Source organism: Paracoccus sediminicola (genome assembly GCF_027912835.1).
GTDB lineage: Bacteria > Pseudomonadota > Alphaproteobacteria > Rhodobacterales > Rhodobacteraceae > Paracoccus > Paracoccus sediminicola.
The window spans coordinates 368,885-385,361 of sequence record NZ_CP115768.1 but is presented as its reverse complement, the minus strand read 5'-3'; the positions used below and the strand labels follow the sequence as shown (position 1 = coordinate 385,361).

Below are 16,477 nucleotides of genomic sequence, written 5' to 3'. Positions count from 1 at the left end.
CCGAAACGCCTGTCACCGATTGCCGGGATCATGGGCGGTCCGCCGGGTTCTGCGGCGCCTCGCCGTGATCGACCGGGTGGCTGTGTTCTGGCGGGATGCCATCCTCGGCAGAGGCGTGCTCGGTATCGGTGACGCCGGCCATGAGCAGCCCGAGCTCGCGCGCCGAGGTGTTCTCGGCCCGTCTCTCACCCGTGATGGTGCCGTCGAACATCACCAGGATCCGGTCGCTGAGCGACATGATCTCATCCAGCTCGACGCTGACCAGCAACACCGCCTTGCCGGCGTCGCGAAGCTCGACGATGCGTTTATGAATGAATTCGATCGCGCCGATATCCACGCCGCGGGTCGGCTGGCCGATCAAAAGCAGATCCGGGTTGCGCTCGACCTCTCGGGCGACGACGATCTTCTGCTGGTTCCCGCCCGAGAAATTGCGCGCCGCAAGATCGCAGCTTGGCGGGCGGATGTCGAAGCGCTCGATCTTGGCCTCGGCATCCTTTCGGATCGCGATGCGATCCATGAAGATCCCGTTCGAATACTCCTCGGAATGGTGATAGCCGAAGGCGACATTCTCCCACGCCGCGAAATCCATGATGAGCCCCTCGTCCTGCCGGTCCTCGGGCACATGGCCGATGCCGCGCGCGCGCCGTGTCGCCGCGTCGGATTTCGAGCCGGTGAGGTCCAGCGAATCTCCGTTCATCACGATCTCGCCGCTGACCGTCGCGCCTTTTTCCGGGAACCCGCCCAGCAATTCCAAAAGCTGGGTCTGGCCGTTGCCGCTGACACCGGCAATGCCGACGATCTCGCCCGCGCGAATCTCGAAATCGATGCCGCGGATACGCTCGACCCCGTCCTCATCGACCATGCGCAGATTGCGGACCTGCAACACGGTATCTCCGGGCTGGGCCGGTGTCTTGTCGACCTCCATCAGCACCTTGCGCCCCACCATCAGCTCGGCCAGCTCCTCTGGAGAGGTCTCGGCGGTCTTGACCGAGGCCACCATCTCGCCGCGCCGCATCACGCTGACCGTGTCGGTGATATCCATGATCTCGCGCAGCTTGTGCGTGATGAGAATGATCGTCTTCCCCTCGTCGCGCAGCCCCTGAAGAATGCGGAACAGGTGATCTGCTTCGGCAGGGGTCAGCACGCCCGTGGGCTCGTCGAGGATCAGGATATCAGCCTGTCGATACAGCGCCTTGAGGATCTCGACCCGCTGCTGATGGCCGACCGACAACTCCTCGACCGTCTCGTCGGGATCGACCTGAAGTTCGTATTCCTCGGCCAGTTCACGAAGTCGGGTGCGCGCACGCGCCAGAGACGGGCGCAGCATCGGCCCGTCCTCGGCACCAAGAATGATGTTTTCGAGAACAGTGAAGTTCCGCACCAGCTTGAAATGCTGGAAGACCATGCCGATCCCGGCGCGGATCGCGGTCATGGAATCGGTGATCTGGATTGGCGTGCCGTTGATGCGGATCTCGCCCCGGTCGGGCTTGTAGAAGCCATACAGGATCGACATCAGCGTCGATTTACCGGCGCCGTTTTCGCCGATGATCCCGTGGATCGAGCCGCGCGCGACGGTCAGGTCGATATCCTTGTTGGCCTGAACCGGACCAAAGGATTTGGAAATCCCGCGCAACTCGATGGCGGGCGCCGCATCTTTCGGAGCGTTATGGGGGGCCGCGGACGGCCCCCCTGCATTGGTCGCGCCGTCCGGCATCAATCCACCGGGCAGCTATTATCGGTCATGTAGTCATGCACCTCGATCTCGCCGGAGGCGATCTTTTCGCGGGCCTCGTCGACGGCGGCCTGCATCTCATCGGTGACCAGCTCGGCGTTGTTGTCGTCGATGGCGACCGTCACCCCGTCCGAGGCCACGTCCCAGACTTTCACGCCCGGCTCGACCTCTTCTCCGGCGGTGAAAGCGTCGAACACCGCGACATCGACGTTCTTGACCACCGAGGTCAGCACCTGCCCCGGGTGAAGATGGTTCTGGTTACTGTCCACGCCGATCGACAGGACGCCCTCATCGGCGGCGGTTTGCAGCACACCGATCCCGGTGCCGCCCGCTGCGGCATAGATCACATCGGCGCCTTGCGAGATCTGGGCGCGAGTCAGTTCGCCGCCCTTCACCGGGTCGTTCCACGCTGCGGGGGTGGTGCCGGTATAGTTGATCAGCACCTCGCCTTCGGGATTCGCCGCCAGGAAGCCCTGACGATAGCCGCATTCGAATTTGTGGATCAGCGGAATGTCCATGCCGCCGATAAAGCCTACCGTGCCGGATTCCGAGGCCTGCGCGGCCATGATCCCGGCGAGATACGAGCCCTCGCCTTCATTGAAGACATTCGACTGCACATTGGGCTGTTCGACGACGGCGTCGATGATGACGAATTTCGTGTCCGGATAGTCGGGGGCGATCTTGTTCAGCACCTCGCCGAAGGCAAAGCCGGTCATCACGATCGGGTTCGCACCGCTCTGCGCCAGACGCCGCAGCGCCTGTTCGCGCTGTGCTTCGGACTGCATTTCCAACTCCTTGTAGGAGTTGCCGGTTTCCTCGGCCCAACGCGCCGCGCCAGTATAGGCGGCCTCGTTGAAGGATTTGTCGAATTTACCTCCCAGATCGAAGATCAGCGCCGGCTCTGCCGACGCCATGCCCGCCATCAGGCCGAACGCAGCGGCCGAGGCGAAAAGGGTTTTCTGCACCGTCATGGCAACCTCTTATGTCCTGCGGGCGAGATAGCCCGCGATGGTCCCGAGTTTAGGGCGAAAGCCGGGCCGGGGGTCAAGGCGGTTTCTTGCCACTGACCCAAGGTCAGCACCGGGAGGCAACCGGCGATTCCTGAAAAAAGCGTGCCGTGCGCAGTCGGTGTGAAGCTTTGGGAAGCCGGGCGCTCTCAGGCTTTGTCGTGCGGCCGGGTTAAGTTTTTCTTAATCAGCCATGCCCATGCTGACGCCATGCCACCGAATCGAGACCGGTTTCACGGAACGCCCCTGCCCCTGTTCCGACCGGACGGGGACGAGGCGATACCCGACGGCCCGGCGTTACGTGCGGGCCGTGTTCCATCCTACCTGGCGGATCACCGCGCCCGGCTGCGGGAACGTTTCATGGCGGGCGGGGCTGAAGCGATGCCGGATTACGAATTGCTGGAACTGGTTCTGTTCCGGGCCATTCCGCGTCAGGACGCAAAGCCTCTGGCACGCCGCCTGATCGAGACATTCGGCGATTTCGCGCGGGTGCTGGCCGCGCCTCCGGCCCGCCTGTCCGCGGTCACGGGGGCCGGGCCCGCCGTGGTGACCGAGCTGAAGATCGTCGCCGCCGCGGCCCAGCGCATGGCGCGCGGGCGGGTCCTGCAACGCCCTGTGCTGTCCAGCTGGGACGCGCTGCTCGATTACTGTCACACCGCGCTGAGCCATGCGGGCACCGAGGAATTCCGCGTGCTGTTTCTCGACCGCAAGAACGTGCTGATCGCGGATGAAGCGCAGGGGCGCGGCACGGTCGATCACGTTCCGGTCTATCCGCGCGAAATTCTGCGCCGCGCGTTGGAGCTTGGGGCCTCGGCGCTGATCCTTGTCCATAATCACCCCTCTGGCGATCCCACCCCTTCGGAGGCGGATATCGAAATGACGCATCGCATCCTGACCGGGGCCGAGGTCATGGGAATCGCCATTCATGACCATCTGGTGATAGGCGCGGGGCGCGAAGTGAGTTTCCGGCGCGAAGGGCTGCTCTGATCGCATCACCGGACCGGGGCGCTGCCCCGGAGCCCGAGATATTTCCATTGCCGAAGACGAAGAAAAGCGTGCAGGAGCGCGCGCCGAACAGCACCGCGCTGCCCTTTGAGGTTGCGGCGGAGACCTGCCGATGCTCCGGCTCTCGAAAAATTTTTTAATGATTGTTAACGGGTTGTGCGCCATTGCGGAGTCGGCAGTGCGGCTTGCGCTTGCCTCTGGTTAACACTCCGGTCAATCTCTGAACCGAACCGACTAGGACGACCAGATGAAATATCTTGTTCCGCTTGCCGCGATTGCGGCGTTGAGTGCCTGCGGCGGCTCTTCAAGCGCTTCCCGGAGCGGGGGGTCGGGCGCGGCCCTGCCACTGACGCCCTCGATCCTCTATTGCCAGAGGGTCGGCGGAGAGGTGATCGCGGCGACGGCGGGCGGGCGGCGCGCCGATCTGTGCAAACTGCCAAGCGGTCGGACGGTCCGCGCCGCCGATCTGCTGAACAGCGATAACAGCCTGTAAGATCGCCGGCGGGATGCGCGCGGTCAGAGCGACCGGAAGCTGTCGCGCTGCCGTTCGGTCCAGTTCACATGAACGGTCAGCCCGTCATCCGTGGCCTCTTCGCGTTCGACCACCCCAGCCTCGTGCAGCCAAGCCCTGCGGCGTCCGTCACTGAAATCGAGACTCAGCCGCTCCTGGCTTCGAGGCTGCTCGAGCGCAGTTTCCAAAGCCTCGTCAATGGCTTGCGACAGCTCATCAAGCCCGTCCCCGGTCAGCGCGCTGACTGCCTGCACCCCTTCGGTGCGCTGATCTGCGCGGCGCAGCGCTTGCTGGGTGGCCGGGGTCAGCGCGTCGATCTTGTTCCACACCTCGATCAGCGCGACATCCTCGGCGACGCCGAGCGAATCCAGGATCTCGGCGACATCCGCGGCCTGTTCCTCGGTCTCGGGATGGCTGATGTCGCGGACATGCAGGATCAGGTCGGCCTCAAGCACCTCTTCCAGAGTGGCGCGAAAGGCGGCGACCAGTTCGGTCGGCAATTCGCTGATGAACCCCACCGTGTCCGAAAGGATGATCTGCCGCCCGCCCGGCAGCCGGATCGCGCGCATGGTCGGGTCGAGCGTCGCAAACAGCATGTCCTTGGCCATGACCTCGGCCCCGGTCAGCCTGTTGAACAGCGTCGATTTTCCGGCATTGGTATAGCCGACAAGCGCGACGATCGGATAAGGCACCTTGGCGCGCGAGGCGCGGTGCAGCGTGCGCGTCTTTACCACCCGGTCAAGCTGGCGGCGCAGCCGGGTCATCTGTTCATCAATCGCACGGCGGTCGGCCTCGATCTGGGTTTCGCCGGGGCCGCCGACAAAACCCAGCCCGCCACGCTGGCGTTCCAGATGGGTCCAGGCGCGGACGAGCCGGGTCCGCTGATAAGAGAGCGCGGCGAGTTCGACCTGCAACACACCTTCGCGCGTCCTTGCGCGGTCGGCAAAGATTTCGAGGATCAACCCGGTCCGGTCGAGGATCTTCACGTCCCAGGCTTTTTCCAGATTGCGTTGCTGAACCGGGCTGACCGGCCCGTCGACCAGCACCAGTTCGGCCTCGGCTGCTTTCAGCGCGGTCGCGACCTCTTTCAGCTTGCCGGCTGAAAAAAGCTGCCCCGGAGAGGGGTTGCGCAGCCGCACGACCTGCGATCCGATGATCCGGGTCCCCGGAAGCGCTTCCGCGAGTGCGACAGCCTCTTCCAGAGCATTCTCAGGCGTCCGGCGATTGCCGCCGCTGCCGTCGATATCGGGATGGATCACAAAGGCGCGGGTCGGGGCGCGTTCGGTGATATGGGCCTCGGCCAATCAGTCTTCACCTTCATACAGGCTGATCGGTGCGCCCGGCATGATCGTGGAGATGGCCGATTTATACACCAGCTGCGACTGGCCGTCGCGGCGCAGCAGCACGCAGAAATTGTCGAACCAGGTGATCACGCCCTGCAACTTGACCCCGTTGATCAGAAAGATCGTGACCGGGACCTTGGCCTTTCGGACGTGGTTGAGGAAGGCGTCCTGAAGATTTTGCTTGTCACCGGCCATGGTCGGAACCCTGTTCTAATTGTTTTCCAAAACTTAAGAGACGAATCGGGTACTGACAAGCATGTGAGCACGAAGTGAGCCGCGCTGTGGCCGATCCGCGACTCAGCGCCGCCAAAAATCCGGTGTGAGCAGGGCCAGAATCACCAGCGTTTCGACACGGCCCACGATCATCGCGCCCGCGAGCACGGTTTTCGGCAAGGTCGCGAGGCCCGACCATCCCTCCCATGGGTTCGAGGCAATGCCGGCGCTGGCTTCAAAGCTGGGAGTCAGCGCGATGGTCCCCGCCAGCGGACCGGTATTGGTCAGCGCCGACACCGACAGCATCACTGCCGTGTCGAACTCGATCTGGTGGATCGAGATCAGGATCACTGTCGCCGCGATGGATAGGGCGAACAGCATGAAAAAGATAAAGGCGAGATAGGCCCCCTCGCCGCGCAGACGCCGCCCCATACGCCCGCCGCCGGAAACCGAGGTCGGGTGCACGATACGTTCCAGTTCGCGCTCGCTCTGCCGTGCCAGAGCAAACACGCGGAGCAGCTTCACCCCGCCCGCCGTCGTAGCGATGCCGCCGCCCATAATCGCCAGCCCGGCCAGCAGCAGCCCCGGAGATTCCAGCCCCGACCAGCTTCGCGCGCCCTGCCAGTCGACGGAATTCCAGCCGGTGGTGGTCAGGAAGGACAAAGCGTTGAAAAGCCCTCCCCATGTGGCCAGCGCCGCGTCCTGAAGCGTGATCAGCAGCCCCGTCGCAGGGTCCTCGGCGTCGGTCACCTGTTCAAACGTGGCAAAGAAATGCCGCGCGAAAAGCACCGCGGCCACCAGCAGAACCACCCCGACGCCAAGGCGCAATTCGGGGTCGCTGCGCAGCGAGTCGGTCGCGCGGAGTTGCTCTCCTCCGGGCCAGAACCGCCGCGATGTGGCGAGGATCATGAAGGCAAACACCATCATTTCGCCGAAAATGCCGGAATGCACCCCCGTCGCCCCCGAGACCGGCGAGATGCCCGATGTCGAGATGGTGCCCATGGCCCGAGACAGCGCGATCAGCCCCGGATCGCCGCCCAGCAACAGCAGCACCCAGAGCACCAGGGTGAAGCCCGCATAATAGGGCAGGACATCAAAGAGCGACCGAAGCGCGCGCGAACTGGGCGTGCCTCGATCGCCATCGGCGAGGTAATATTGCGCGGCTTGTTTGGGCGGACCGGCGCTGTCAGGCAGACGCGGGAAACGCTCATCGCGCCCATAGGGCGAAGAGAGGATCTCGAATCCGCCGACCTTCAACGGGGCAAGGATGGCGACGGCGGTGACCAGGATGAAAAGCCCACCCATCCAGCCGACCAGAGAGCGCCAGAGATGCAGCGGCGGGGCCAGCATCTCGGCGGCATAGAGCGTTGCGCCGGTGGTGGTCAGGCAGCTCACCATTTCCCACCAGGCGTTGAACATGCCCGTATCGGGCAGCGACATGGCCAGCGGCAGGCCCAGCGCCACCGGCAGCAGCCCGAACACACCGAGCATCGTCGCAAGCGCCGAGCGACCATGAGGTCCGGACGAAATCGGGCTGGCGGCGAGCGCCACGGCAAGCAATGCGGCCATCACCAGCAACAGGATACCGCTGAAGAAGAAATTCCGCGCGATGGCGTTCCAGTCTCCTGCCGCGGCATAGCCCGCGGGCAGCATCATCGCCGCCCCGGCAACACCGATGAGCAGCACGAAGAGTGGCAGACGCGACAAACGCTCCATCAGAAGAAGTCGATGGCGACCTGCAACAGCCGCTCGACCTCCGGAACATCCGCGGTGAGCGCGAAGATGCAGACGATATCGCCCTCTTCGATGCGCGTATCGGGGTTCGGCTTGATGATCCGGTCATCCTTCATGACCATGCCGATCAGCGCGCCCTCGGGCAGGTCGATATCGCGGATCGTCCTGCCCGACATGGACGAGGTGGGAAGGATCTGCGCCTCGATCACCTCGGCCTCGGCGTCGCCGATCGAATAGATGTCGCGCACCCGCCCGTGGCGAACATGGCGCAGGATGGTCGAGACCGTGGTCGAGCGCGGATTGATATAGGCGTCGATGTCCAGAGGCCCCATCAGCGGCACCAGCGTCGGATCGTTCACGAGGCTGACCACCAGCTTGGCACCGGCCAGCTTGGCGCGCACCGCGGCGAGGATGTTGACCTTGTCGTCATGGGTCAGGGTCAGCACCGCGTCGGCCTTTGCGACAGCCGCCTCTTCCAGCAGCTCGCTCGACAGACCGTCGCCATGCAGAACGATGGTGCGTTCCAGCACGTCGGCGCTGATTTCCGCCCGCTCGCGATTGCTTTCGATGATCTTGGTGCGGACGCGGTTGCGGCTTTTTTCCAGCTCGCGCGCGACGGCGAGCCCGACATTGCCGCCGCCGATGATGACGACGCGCTCGGGCCGGGTGGTTTCCTTGCCGAAGATTTCCAAGGTGCGGACCACATCGTCGCGATCCGTGAAGACATAGATCTGATCGCCAGCGAAAAGCTGGTCATTGGCCTCGGGCGCGAAGAGCCGCCCCTCGCGGCGCACCCCGACGACGATCGCGCGCAGGCTCGAGAACAGGTCGCTCAGCTGTCGCAGCGGCGTGTTCAGTGCCGGGCTGTCCTGATCCAGCGCCAGCCCGAGAAGCCGGACCCGCCCGTCGAGGAAATCCTCGGCCTCGAAGGTCTGCGGCGCGCGCAGCCGGGACAGCGCGGCCTGCGCGACCTCGCGCTCGGGGCTGATGACCACATCGATGGGCAGGTGATCGGTGCGGTAAAGATCGGAATAGATCGCATCCAGATAGGCCGAGCTGCGCAGCCGGGCGATCTTGCGCGGCACCCGGAACACCGAATGGGCGACCTGGCAGGTGACCATGTTCACCTCGTCCGAGAATGTCGCCGCGATGATCAGATCGGCATCGCGGGCGCCCGCCCGGTCGAGCACGTCGGGATGGCTGGCGAAGCCTTCGACGCCCTGCACGTCCAGCGACTCGGTCGCGCGGCGGACGAGTTCGCCGTTATTGTCGATGATGGTGACATCGTTGCGTTCGCCCGACAGGTGGCGCGCGATCTGCCACCCGACCTGCCCTGCCCCGCATATGATGATCTTCATGCCGACCCCTTCGCCTTTGCGCCAGCATTAGGCGCATGGGCACGGGTGGTCAATCAGACGCCTCAGCGTGCCGGAGTCGGCTTGACCACCTCGTCGAGATCCTCGCCCCCAGCGGGTTCGGGCGTCTCTGACGGGCGCGGCGGTGGCGGGCCGTCGCGATAAAGCAGCGAGTTCCCCTCGTGGAAGAGATGCATGACCTCGGGATCGGCGGTCAGCCGAACCGTCTGGTGATTCAGCTGGCTGTGGATGCCGGGCAGTTTGGCGATGACCGGATCGGCCTCCTGCCCGGTGCCGAAATACAGAAGCGTGACCTCGCCCAGGGCTTCCGTCAGATCGACCTTGCCCTCGAACAATGACGGGCCATCGGTGATGCGCATATCTTCCGGGCGAACGCCGAGATTGACCTGCATCCCCTCATCCTCGGGCTTCGTCGGGATCGCAACCTCGCATTCGCCACCGCCATCGAGCCGGACACTGGTGCGCGCGCCGGTGCCGGTGATCCGGCCCGGCAACAGATTCATCGCAGGAGAGCCGATGAACTGGGCCACGAATTCATTGACCGGACGTTCGTAAAGCTCCAGCGGGGCGCCCACCTGGGCAATGCCGCCACCGGCGAGGACGACGATGCGGTCGGCCAGCGTCATCGCCTCGGTCTGGTCGTGGGTGACATAGATCATCGTGCGGTCAGGCATCGATTCCTTGAGCTGCGCGATCTCGATCCGCGTCGCCACGCGCAATGCGGCATCAAGGTTTGAAAGCGGCTCGTCGAAGAGATAAACCTTCGGGTCGCGCACGATGGCCCGGCCGATGGCCACGCGCTGCCGCTGACCGCCCGACAGCGCCTTCGGCAGGCGGTCCAGATAGGGCGTCAGTTGCAGCATCTTTCCGGCGCGGTCGGTGGCCTGCTGGATCTGATCCTTGGACTGGCCTGCGATCTTCAGCGCGAAGGCCATATTGTCGCGCACCGTCATATGCGGATAGAGCGCGTAGGACTGGAACACCATCGCGATACCGCGCTGGCTGGGCGGAATATCGTTCATTTTCTCCCCGTCGATCTCCAGCGTGCCGCCGGTGATCCGTTCCAGCCCCGCGATCATGCGCAGAAGCGTGGATTTGCCGCAGCCAGAGGGGCCGACAAAGACAATGAACTCGCCCGATTTGATGTCGAGATCGATATTCCGCAGCACATTCACGTCGCCATAGGATTTGGCGATATCCGTCAGCTTCAGATCGGCCATGTTGTTCTCCCCCCGGTTGCGGTCCGGCTATGCTTCAGTGATCTCGACCTGCCACGGTCCCAGCCCGTCCGCATCCGTGTCGGACAGGTTGATGCGCAGCGTGACGCGGTCGTCATTCTCGCGCCGTTCGATGGTCAGCACGTTGCGCTCGGCCCGCAGCTCCTGCGTGCCGGTCTGCAAGGCGCGATGCTTGTGGCGCAGCGCGATGGCGTTGCGGTAATGGTTCAGCGCCGAGCCGGCGCGCTGGTCCTGCTCGGACACGGCGAGCGAAAGATGCTCGGCCGGGATCGGCAGCCACGGCACGCCGGTGGTAAAACCGGCATTGGTATTGGATTGCGCCTGCCAGACCATCGGAGTCCGGCAGCCGTCGCGGCCCTTGAATTCAGGCCAGAACTCGATGCCATACGGGTCTTGCAACGCTTCGAAAGGCACATCCGCCTCGCGCAGCCCAAGCTCTTCGCCCTGATATATGCAGACCGATCCGCGCATCCCCAGCAGAACATGCGCATAGGCGGCAACGGCAGCGTCGCTGAGCCCCCAGCGTGTCGCGTGGCGCACCACGTCGTGATTGGAAAACGCCCAGCAAGGCCAGCCGTCCGGGGCCTTTTCAGCCACGTCTTCGAACACATCTATGACGCGCTGCGCCGTCAGGTCGCGGCCCGAGAGAAACTCGAACGCATAGGACATATGCATCCGCTTATCGCCTGACGTGTATTCGCCCAAGAGCTCCAACCCGCGCTGGCTGTCGCCGATCTCGCCAACGGCGGCGGCGTTGTAAGGCTCCATCACCGCACGCAGCTTTTCGAGGAAGATCAGGTTCTCGGGGCGCGATTTGTCATAGAGATGCAGCTGGTGATTATAGGGGTTCACCTTGGGCGCGGTCTGGTCGTTACGCTCTTCCGGCGGCAGGGCCGGGTTGTCGCGCAGCTCGGCGTCATGGGTGTAGAAGTTGATCGTATCCAGCCGGAACCCGTCCACGCCACGTTCCAGCCAGAACTTCGCCACATCGAGAAGCGCCTGCTGCACATCCGGGTTGTGAAAATTCAGATCGGGCTGCGCGGTCAGGAAATTATGCAGATAATACTGCTCACGCCGGGAATCCCACTGCCAGGCAGAGCCGCCGAAGATCGACAGCCAATTATTCGGCGGCGTCCCGTCCGGCTTCGGATCGGACCAGACATACCAGTCGGCCCTGGGATTGTCGCGGCTGGCGCGGCTTTCGACGAACCAGGGATGCTGGTCCGAGCTGTGCGACAGCACCAGATCGATCAGCACCTTCAGCCCGAGTTCATGCGCACGCAACACGAGCGTATCGAAATCGGACATGGTCCCGAAGATCGGGTCGATGTCGCGGTAATCGCTGACATCATAGCCGAAATCCTTCATCGGCGACCGGAAGAAGGGCGAGATCCAGACCGCATCCGCCCCGAGCGAGGCGATGTAGTCCAACCTGTCGGTGATGCCCGCCAGATCGCCCGTCCCGTCCCCCGTCGTGTCCTGATAGCTGCGCGGATAGACCTGATAGATCACCGCGCCTTTCCACCAGTCCTTCGCCTTGTCCAACTGTGTCATCATCCACCCTTGACCGATCCTGCCAGCAGGCCGCGGACCAGATATTTCTGCATGGCGAAGAACACAAGCAGCGGAACGGCAATCGAGATGAATGCAGAGGTGGCGAGGATTTCCCAGTCACCGCCGCGCGACCCCATCAACTCGCGCAGCACGCCGGTCATGACCAGCTGTTCACGGGTATTGCCGAGGAACACGGTGGCCACGAGAAGGTCGTTCCAGACCCAGAGGAACTGGAAGATCGCAAATGAGGCCAGTGCCGGGAAGGACAGCGGCAGGATGATCTTGCGGAAGATCTGGAACTCCGTCGCGCCGTCGACGCGGGCGGACTCGATCACCTCGCGGGGCAGTCCGGCCATGTAGTTGCGCAGCAAATAAACCGCCAGTGGCAGACCGAAGCCCGTATGGGCAAGCCAGATGCCGACATACCCCTTGCCGAGCCCGATCTCGTTGTGAAGCCTCAGCAGCGGGATCAGCGAGACCTGTAGCGGCACGACCAGCAAGCCGACCACCGCCGCGGTCAGCAGCGCTCGGCCCGGGAACTCCATCCACGCCAGCGCATAGGCTGCGAAGGCCGCGATCAGGATCGGGATCACCGTCGCCGGAATGGTTACCGTCATGGTGTTCATGAAGGCACGACCGATCCCCTCGGCGTTCAGAACCCGGCTGTAATTCTCGGTGGTGAAGCTTGGCGGGCTCTCGGTAACGACGAAGATCCGCTCGCCGCGCCGCATTTCGAAGGGCACGGTCGATTCGAGCCGATAGCCGCCATTCTCGGCCACGCTCAGCGTGGCGCCGTCCACCTCGGTCGAATCCCCCGGCGCGAAGGCCCCCGGATCGCGCGAGCTGGTGCCCCAGGCGGCAAGCGTCTGACCCTCTTCGACGAGGCTGCCCTCAAGCACGTAAAGATCGCCATCCTGCACCTGATCGTCCGCTCCGCCCGTGCGCACGAAGCCGGTCTGCTCTTGCGCGACCATGGATTTCCACCACCCCGTCGCCGAGATCTGATCGCGGTCGCGGAAGGACGAGACCAGCAGACCCGCAGTCGGGATGGTCCAGAGGATCACCAGCAGCAGAGCTGCGATATTCACCGCCCAGGTGAGCGAGGATTTCTGTCCGGCCATGCCTTCCATCAGCGCATCTCCTTGCGGACGTTCCTGATGTTCCAGATCATGATCGGCAGCACCAGCACCATCAGCACGATGGCGATGGCCGAGCCGCGTCCGTAATCGGGCGTCCCGCGGAACATCCAGTCATACATCAGGTTCGCCAGCACCTGCGTGCCCCACTGGCCGTTGGTCATCACGAAGACGATGTCGAAGACCTTCAGCACGGTGATGGTGATCGTGGTCCAGACAACGGCGATGGTGCCCATGATCTGCGGCACCTTGATCTTGAAGAAGATCTGCCAGTGCGAGGCACCGTCCAGCACCGCGGCTTCGATGGTTTCTTCGGGGATGCCGCGCAACGCGGCCGAGAGGATCACCATGGCAAAGCCGGTCTGGATCCAGACCAGCACGATCATCAGGAAGAAGTTGTTCCAGGGCTGAAGTGTCAGCCAGGTCTGCGGGTCGCCGCCCAGCGCCTGAACGATGGCATTCAGCAGACCGATCTGCTCGGCTCCGGGCTCGCGATATTCATAGATCAGCTTCCAGATGACACCCGCACCCACGAAAGAGATCGCCATCGGCATGAAGATCAGCGACTTGCCGATATTGCCCCAGCGGATGCGGTCGGTCAGCTGTGCGGCGATCAGCCCGAACAGCGTCGACAGCGCCGGCACGATCAGCAGCCAGAAGAAATTGTTGATCATCGACTCCTGGAATTTCGAGTCGCCGACCAGCCAGGTATAGTTATCGACGCCGATGAAGCGTGTGCTCGACCCGTTCAGAAGCGACAGCCAGAGCGAGTTCACCACCGGGTAGACAAGATACACCCCGAGAAACAGGATCGCCGGGCCGAGAAACAACCAGGGGCGGATCGTGCTGGCACGGCGGATATTCTCGCCCGCATTCGGCCCGCGCGGCGGATAGATGGAATCGAGGACGAAATTCGATCCCCAGAACCACAATACGCAGCCGAAAACGCCGATGATGATCGTGCCCACGGCCAGCAGGAATAATTCCATCCCCGTTCCTCCCCGAAAATGGGCCGGCCCCGGCTGGGGCCGGCCGGTTTCGCCTCAGTTCAGCGTGTCCCAGGTGGACTGGATCGCGGCTGCCGAGTCTTCGGCGGACTGCCCGCCGACATAATCGACCATGCCGGTCCAGAACGCGCCTGCCCCGATCGCGCCCGGCATCAGATCCGAGCCGTCGAAGCGGAACGTGGTCGCGTTCAGAAGGATGTCGCCCATACGCTTCAGCGTCTCATCGCCATAGACCTCGGTATTGACCCCGGTATGCGGCGTCAGGAAGCCGGTTTGCGCCATCCAGATTTCCTGCGCGATCGGAGTCTTGAGGAACTCGATGAAGGCCATCGCCGCCTCGTTTTCCGTCAGCACCGAAAACAGCGTTCCGCCGCCCAGAACCGGCTGGCCCTGATCGTTTTCGGACGAGGCCGGGAGGTAGAAGAAATCTACATCTTCACCGATGAAGGTGCCCTCCGGGAAGAAGGTCGGGATGAAGCTCGCCTGGCGATGCAGATAGCAGCCGGGCGGGTATTCAAAGAGACCGGCGGGGCTTTCACGGAAATCGGTAGCCGCCACCGAACCGACACCGCCCGATACGAAATCCTCGTTCTTTGCGAACCAGCCGAATTCCTCGATCGCCGCGAGCACCTTGGGATCGTTGAAGGGGATCTCGTTGGTGGTCCAGGCGTCGTAATCCTCCGGCGAGTTCAGCCGCAGCATCAGATCTTCGACCCAATCGGTCGCCGGCCAGCCGGTCGCGCCGCCCGAACCCAGCCCGATGCACCAGGGCGTTTCGCCATCCGCCGCAATCTGCTCGGTCAGCGCCTTGAGATCCTCGAGCGTCTCGGGGACTTCATAACCGGCATCCTCGAAGTTCTCCGGGACATACCAGACCAGCGATTTCACGTCGGCCTTGTAGGGGAAGGCATAGACCTGTTCTTCGCCTTCGGGTCCGGCATAGGTGACAAGGTCGGCCCAGCTTTCGCCGGCGGCATAGTTGTCGACGATCCACTGGCGGGTTTCCTCGGGCAGCGGCTGAAGCTGGCCCTTCGCGGCCAGACCCGCGGCCAGGCCCGGTTGCGGGAACACGGCCATGTCGGGCGGAGAGCCGGCCTCGCTGTCGATCACGATCTGCTGCTCGAAACTGTCCGAGCCATTATATTCGACCTGAGCGCCGGTCGCTTCTTCGAAATAGGGCAGCACCGATTCGAACAGTTCGAGATCCTGACCGAGCCAGGGCCCGAGGATCGTGAAGCTTTGCCCGTCGAGCCCGGAATACTCCTCGGCAAAGGCATCGAGGCTGTCCCAGTTGAAACGATCGTCCTCGCCCGGCTCGAAGATCATCTGCGCCTGAGCGACACTCGCTGTGAGCGCTATCACAGCCGCGGAGCCCATAATTATTCTTGTCATCACATCTCCTCCGTTGGTTGTCCCGCCAGGCGGGTTTCTCTCAAACTCAGCGCGCAGAGCGGGAATGTCAAATGGTCACCAGCACTGACACATCGGCGCCGCCTGCGGCCCGCAGGCCCGGCCACGAAACCTGGTTTTTGGCGGGCGATCTGCCCGAAATAGACGCAGCTCGTCTTCGCACGCGGAGCTTCTCAGTCGCGGCATTAACCATTAACATTTAATTAACCCTAACTAATTGAAACTTTAGTTAAAAATTGATGGTTAGCGTTGATTTTGTTGGACAGCAGGCGTCGAATTGGGAATCTCATTCGCGTCATGCTGAGTTTCTCTTTACCTTCCGTTTTCATCGCTCAATTGCAGCGCCATGCAGCGATCTCGGCGGACCTGTTCGAACGAATCGGTCTGATTCGTTCTCGTCAGGTGCGACTCGCCGATGGTGACATGATCTTCTGCGGAAACGAGCGGACGGCGCAGAGCTGCGTGATCGCGCAAGGGATGGCAATCTGCCAGCTCAAGGTCGACAGCGAGCATCGCAAGCGGGTGATCACCGGGCTGAAGGTTCCGGGCGATATCGTTGCTCTGGACGGGTTCATACTCACACGGTTGCTGCATGGGCTCGTCGCCTGCGGACCGACCACGGTCAACTATATCGACCACGAAGAACTGCGTCGCGCGACCACCGAAAGCCCTCGGCTGGCGAGGCTGTTCATGAGCCTGACAGCGCGCGAGGCCGCGATCAGCCGGCAATGGCTCGCCGCGTCAGCCCGGCTAAATGTCGCTGGGCATCTGGCCCATCTGCTCTGCGAGCTGCATTTCCGCCTTTCAGAGGCGGATGCGGTGAATAGCGGTGTGTTTTCGCTGCCGATTCTGCAACGCGATCTGGGCGACGCGCTTGGCTATTCGCCGGTGCATATCAACCGCGCCGTGCGCGAGCTGCGCCAGAGGGGGCTGATCGAATGGCACGGTCAGCAAATCCGACTGCTCGATCTGGAACGACTCACGCGGCTGGCGAGGTTCGATCCGTCCTATCTCAAGCTCTGCGCAAATCTCGACGCGGGAACGCTGTGAGCCCCGGAGCGACCGCGTCGCAAACCCAGATACTCGGAAGCGCCGCAGGGGTGGTGCCGGTGATAGGACTCGAACCTACGACCCCATCATTACGAATGACGTGCTCTACCAGCTGAGCTACACCGGCCCCGTCTGCGTGCCGCGCCGGATAGCAGTTTCCG

The 16,477-nt window shown here is 63.2% G+C and carries 14 protein-coding genes and 1 tRNA gene; 3 read left to right on the top strand and 12 right to left on the bottom strand.

Annotated elements, in window-relative coordinates; all coding sequences use genetic code 11:
- Window positions 1-28: 28 nt before the first annotated feature.
- Both PAF18_RS01910 and PAF18_RS01905 read right to left on the bottom strand, forming a co-directional pair.
- Entirely contained in the window at window positions 29-1,714 is a 1,686-nt protein-coding gene (locus PAF18_RS01910; RefSeq protein ID WP_271116960.1) for an ABC transporter ATP-binding protein, read from the bottom strand.
- Complete coding sequence (locus PAF18_RS01905) at window positions 1,714-2,703, bottom strand: BMP family lipoprotein (RefSeq protein ID WP_271116959.1); 990 nt, start codon at window positions 2,701-2,703, stop codon at window positions 1,714-1,716. Before PAF18_RS01905 ends, PAF18_RS01910 begins: the two co-directional genes overlap by 1 nt.
- 246 nt (window positions 2,704-2,949) lie before the next feature.
- Here PAF18_RS01905 and radC point away from each other — a divergent pair, with 246 nt between their 5' ends.
- Together radC and PAF18_RS01895 are read left to right on the top strand one after the other, a co-directional pair.
- The gene (gene radC / locus PAF18_RS01900; RefSeq protein WP_271116958.1) at window positions 2,950-3,726 is read left to right on the top strand and encodes a RadC family protein; all 777 of its coding nucleotides are present in this window, start codon (window positions 2,950-2,952) and stop codon (window positions 3,724-3,726) included.
- Window positions 3,727-3,991: 265 nt separating this feature from the next.
- Window positions 3,992-4,237: a hypothetical protein gene (locus tag PAF18_RS01895; RefSeq protein ID WP_271116957.1), complete on the top strand. Its 246-nt coding sequence runs from the start codon at window positions 3,992-3,994 to the stop codon at window positions 4,235-4,237.
- 23 nt (window positions 4,238-4,260) lie between these two features.
- On the opposite strand, the gene hflX is transcribed toward PAF18_RS01895, so the two are convergent.
- From hflX to PAF18_RS01850, 9 genes are all read right to left on the bottom strand, one after another.
- Window positions 4,261-5,559, bottom strand: coding sequence for a GTPase HflX (hflX, locus tag PAF18_RS01890; protein ID WP_271116956.1), 1,299 nt, complete (start codon window positions 5,557-5,559; stop codon window positions 4,261-4,263).
- Window positions 5,560-5,793, bottom strand: coding sequence for an RNA chaperone Hfq (gene hfq, locus PAF18_RS01885; protein ID WP_271116955.1), 234 nt, complete (start codon window positions 5,791-5,793; stop codon window positions 5,560-5,562).
- A gap of 102 nt (window positions 5,794-5,895) precedes the next feature.
- A complete protein-coding gene (locus tag PAF18_RS01880; protein WP_271116954.1) occupies window positions 5,896-7,527 on the bottom strand; it encodes a potassium transporter TrkG in 1,632 nt (543 codons plus the stop codon).
- Window positions 7,527-8,903, bottom strand: a complete 1,377-nt coding sequence (trkA, locus tag PAF18_RS01875; protein WP_271116953.1) for a Trk system potassium transporter TrkA — start codon at window positions 8,901-8,903, stop codon at window positions 7,527-7,529. The genes PAF18_RS01880 and trkA overlap by 1 nt, the downstream gene beginning before the upstream one ends.
- Window positions 8,904-8,965: 62 nt before the next feature.
- Window positions 8,966-10,141, bottom strand: a complete 1,176-nt coding sequence (locus tag PAF18_RS01870; protein ID WP_271116952.1) for an ABC transporter ATP-binding protein — start codon at window positions 10,139-10,141, stop codon at window positions 8,966-8,968.
- Between the two features lie 27 nt (window positions 10,142-10,168).
- Complete coding sequence (locus PAF18_RS01865; protein WP_271116951.1) at window positions 10,169-11,713, bottom strand: alpha-glucosidase; 1,545 nt, start codon at window positions 11,711-11,713, stop codon at window positions 10,169-10,171.
- The gene (locus tag PAF18_RS01860; RefSeq protein ID WP_271116950.1) at window positions 11,713-12,843 is read right to left on the bottom strand and encodes a carbohydrate ABC transporter permease; all 1,131 of its coding nucleotides are present in this window, start codon (window positions 12,841-12,843) and stop codon (window positions 11,713-11,715) included. Before PAF18_RS01860 ends, PAF18_RS01865 begins: the two co-directional genes overlap by 1 nt.
- The gene (locus PAF18_RS01855) at window positions 12,843-13,838 is read right to left on the bottom strand and encodes a carbohydrate ABC transporter permease (protein WP_271116949.1); all 996 of its coding nucleotides are present in this window, start codon (window positions 13,836-13,838) and stop codon (window positions 12,843-12,845) included. The genes PAF18_RS01860 and PAF18_RS01855 overlap by 1 nt, the downstream gene beginning before the upstream one ends.
- Window positions 13,839-13,892: 54 nt before the next feature.
- Complete coding sequence (locus tag PAF18_RS01850; protein WP_271116948.1) at window positions 13,893-15,248, bottom strand: ABC transporter substrate-binding protein; 1,356 nt, start codon at window positions 15,246-15,248, stop codon at window positions 13,893-13,895.
- Window positions 15,249-15,668: 420 nt separating this feature from the next.
- On the opposite strand from PAF18_RS01850, the gene PAF18_RS01845 reads away from it, so the two are divergent.
- Complete coding sequence (locus PAF18_RS01845) at window positions 15,669-16,316, top strand: Crp/Fnr family transcriptional regulator (RefSeq protein ID WP_271116947.1); 648 nt, start codon at window positions 15,669-15,671, stop codon at window positions 16,314-16,316.
- Window positions 16,317-16,367: 51 nt separating this feature from the next.
- Here the strand turns inward: PAF18_RS01845 and PAF18_RS01840 are convergent.
- Window positions 16,368-16,443: transfer RNA gene (locus tag PAF18_RS01840), tRNA-Thr, on the bottom strand.
- Between the last annotated feature and the right edge of the window lie 34 nt (window positions 16,444-16,477).

Excerpts from the sequence above, each read along its gene's own strand:
- PAF18_RS01910 (WP_271116960.1), bottom strand. The coding sequence starts at position 1,714 with ATGCCGGACGGCGCGACCAATGCAGGGGGGCCGTCCGCGGCCCCCCAT.
- PAF18_RS01905 (WP_271116959.1), bottom strand. The coding sequence starts at position 2,703 with ATGACGGTGCAGAAAACCCTTTTCGCCTCGGCCGCTGCGTTCGGCCTG.
- radC (WP_271116958.1), top strand. The coding sequence starts at position 2,950 with ATGCCACCGAATCGAGACCGGTTTCACGGAACGCCCCTGCCCCTGTTC.
- PAF18_RS01895 (WP_271116957.1), top strand. The coding sequence starts at position 3,992 with ATGAAATATCTTGTTCCGCTTGCCGCGATTGCGGCGTTGAGTGCCTGC.
- hfq (WP_271116955.1), bottom strand. The coding sequence starts at position 5,793 with ATGGCCGGTGACAAGCAAAATCTTCAGGACGCCTTCCTCAACCACGTC.
- PAF18_RS01880 (WP_271116954.1), bottom strand. The coding sequence starts at position 7,527 with ATGGAGCGTTTGTCGCGTCTGCCACTCTTCGTGCTGCTCATCGGTGTT.
- trkA (WP_271116953.1), bottom strand. The coding sequence starts at position 8,903 with ATGAAGATCATCATATGCGGGGCAGGGCAGGTCGGGTGGCAGATCGCG.
- PAF18_RS01870 (WP_271116952.1), bottom strand. The coding sequence starts at position 10,141 with ATGGCCGATCTGAAGCTGACGGATATCGCCAAATCCTATGGCGACGTG.
- PAF18_RS01865 (WP_271116951.1), bottom strand. The coding sequence starts at position 11,713 with ATGACACAGTTGGACAAGGCGAAGGACTGGTGGAAAGGCGCGGTGATC.
- PAF18_RS01860 (WP_271116950.1), bottom strand. The coding sequence starts at position 12,843 with ATGGAAGGCATGGCCGGACAGAAATCCTCGCTCACCTGGGCGGTGAAT.
- PAF18_RS01855 (WP_271116949.1), bottom strand. The coding sequence starts at position 13,838 with ATGGAATTATTCCTGCTGGCCGTGGGCACGATCATCATCGGCGTTTTC.
- PAF18_RS01850 (WP_271116948.1), bottom strand. The coding sequence starts at position 15,248 with ATGACAAGAATAATTATGGGCTCCGCGGCTGTGATAGCGCTCACAGCG.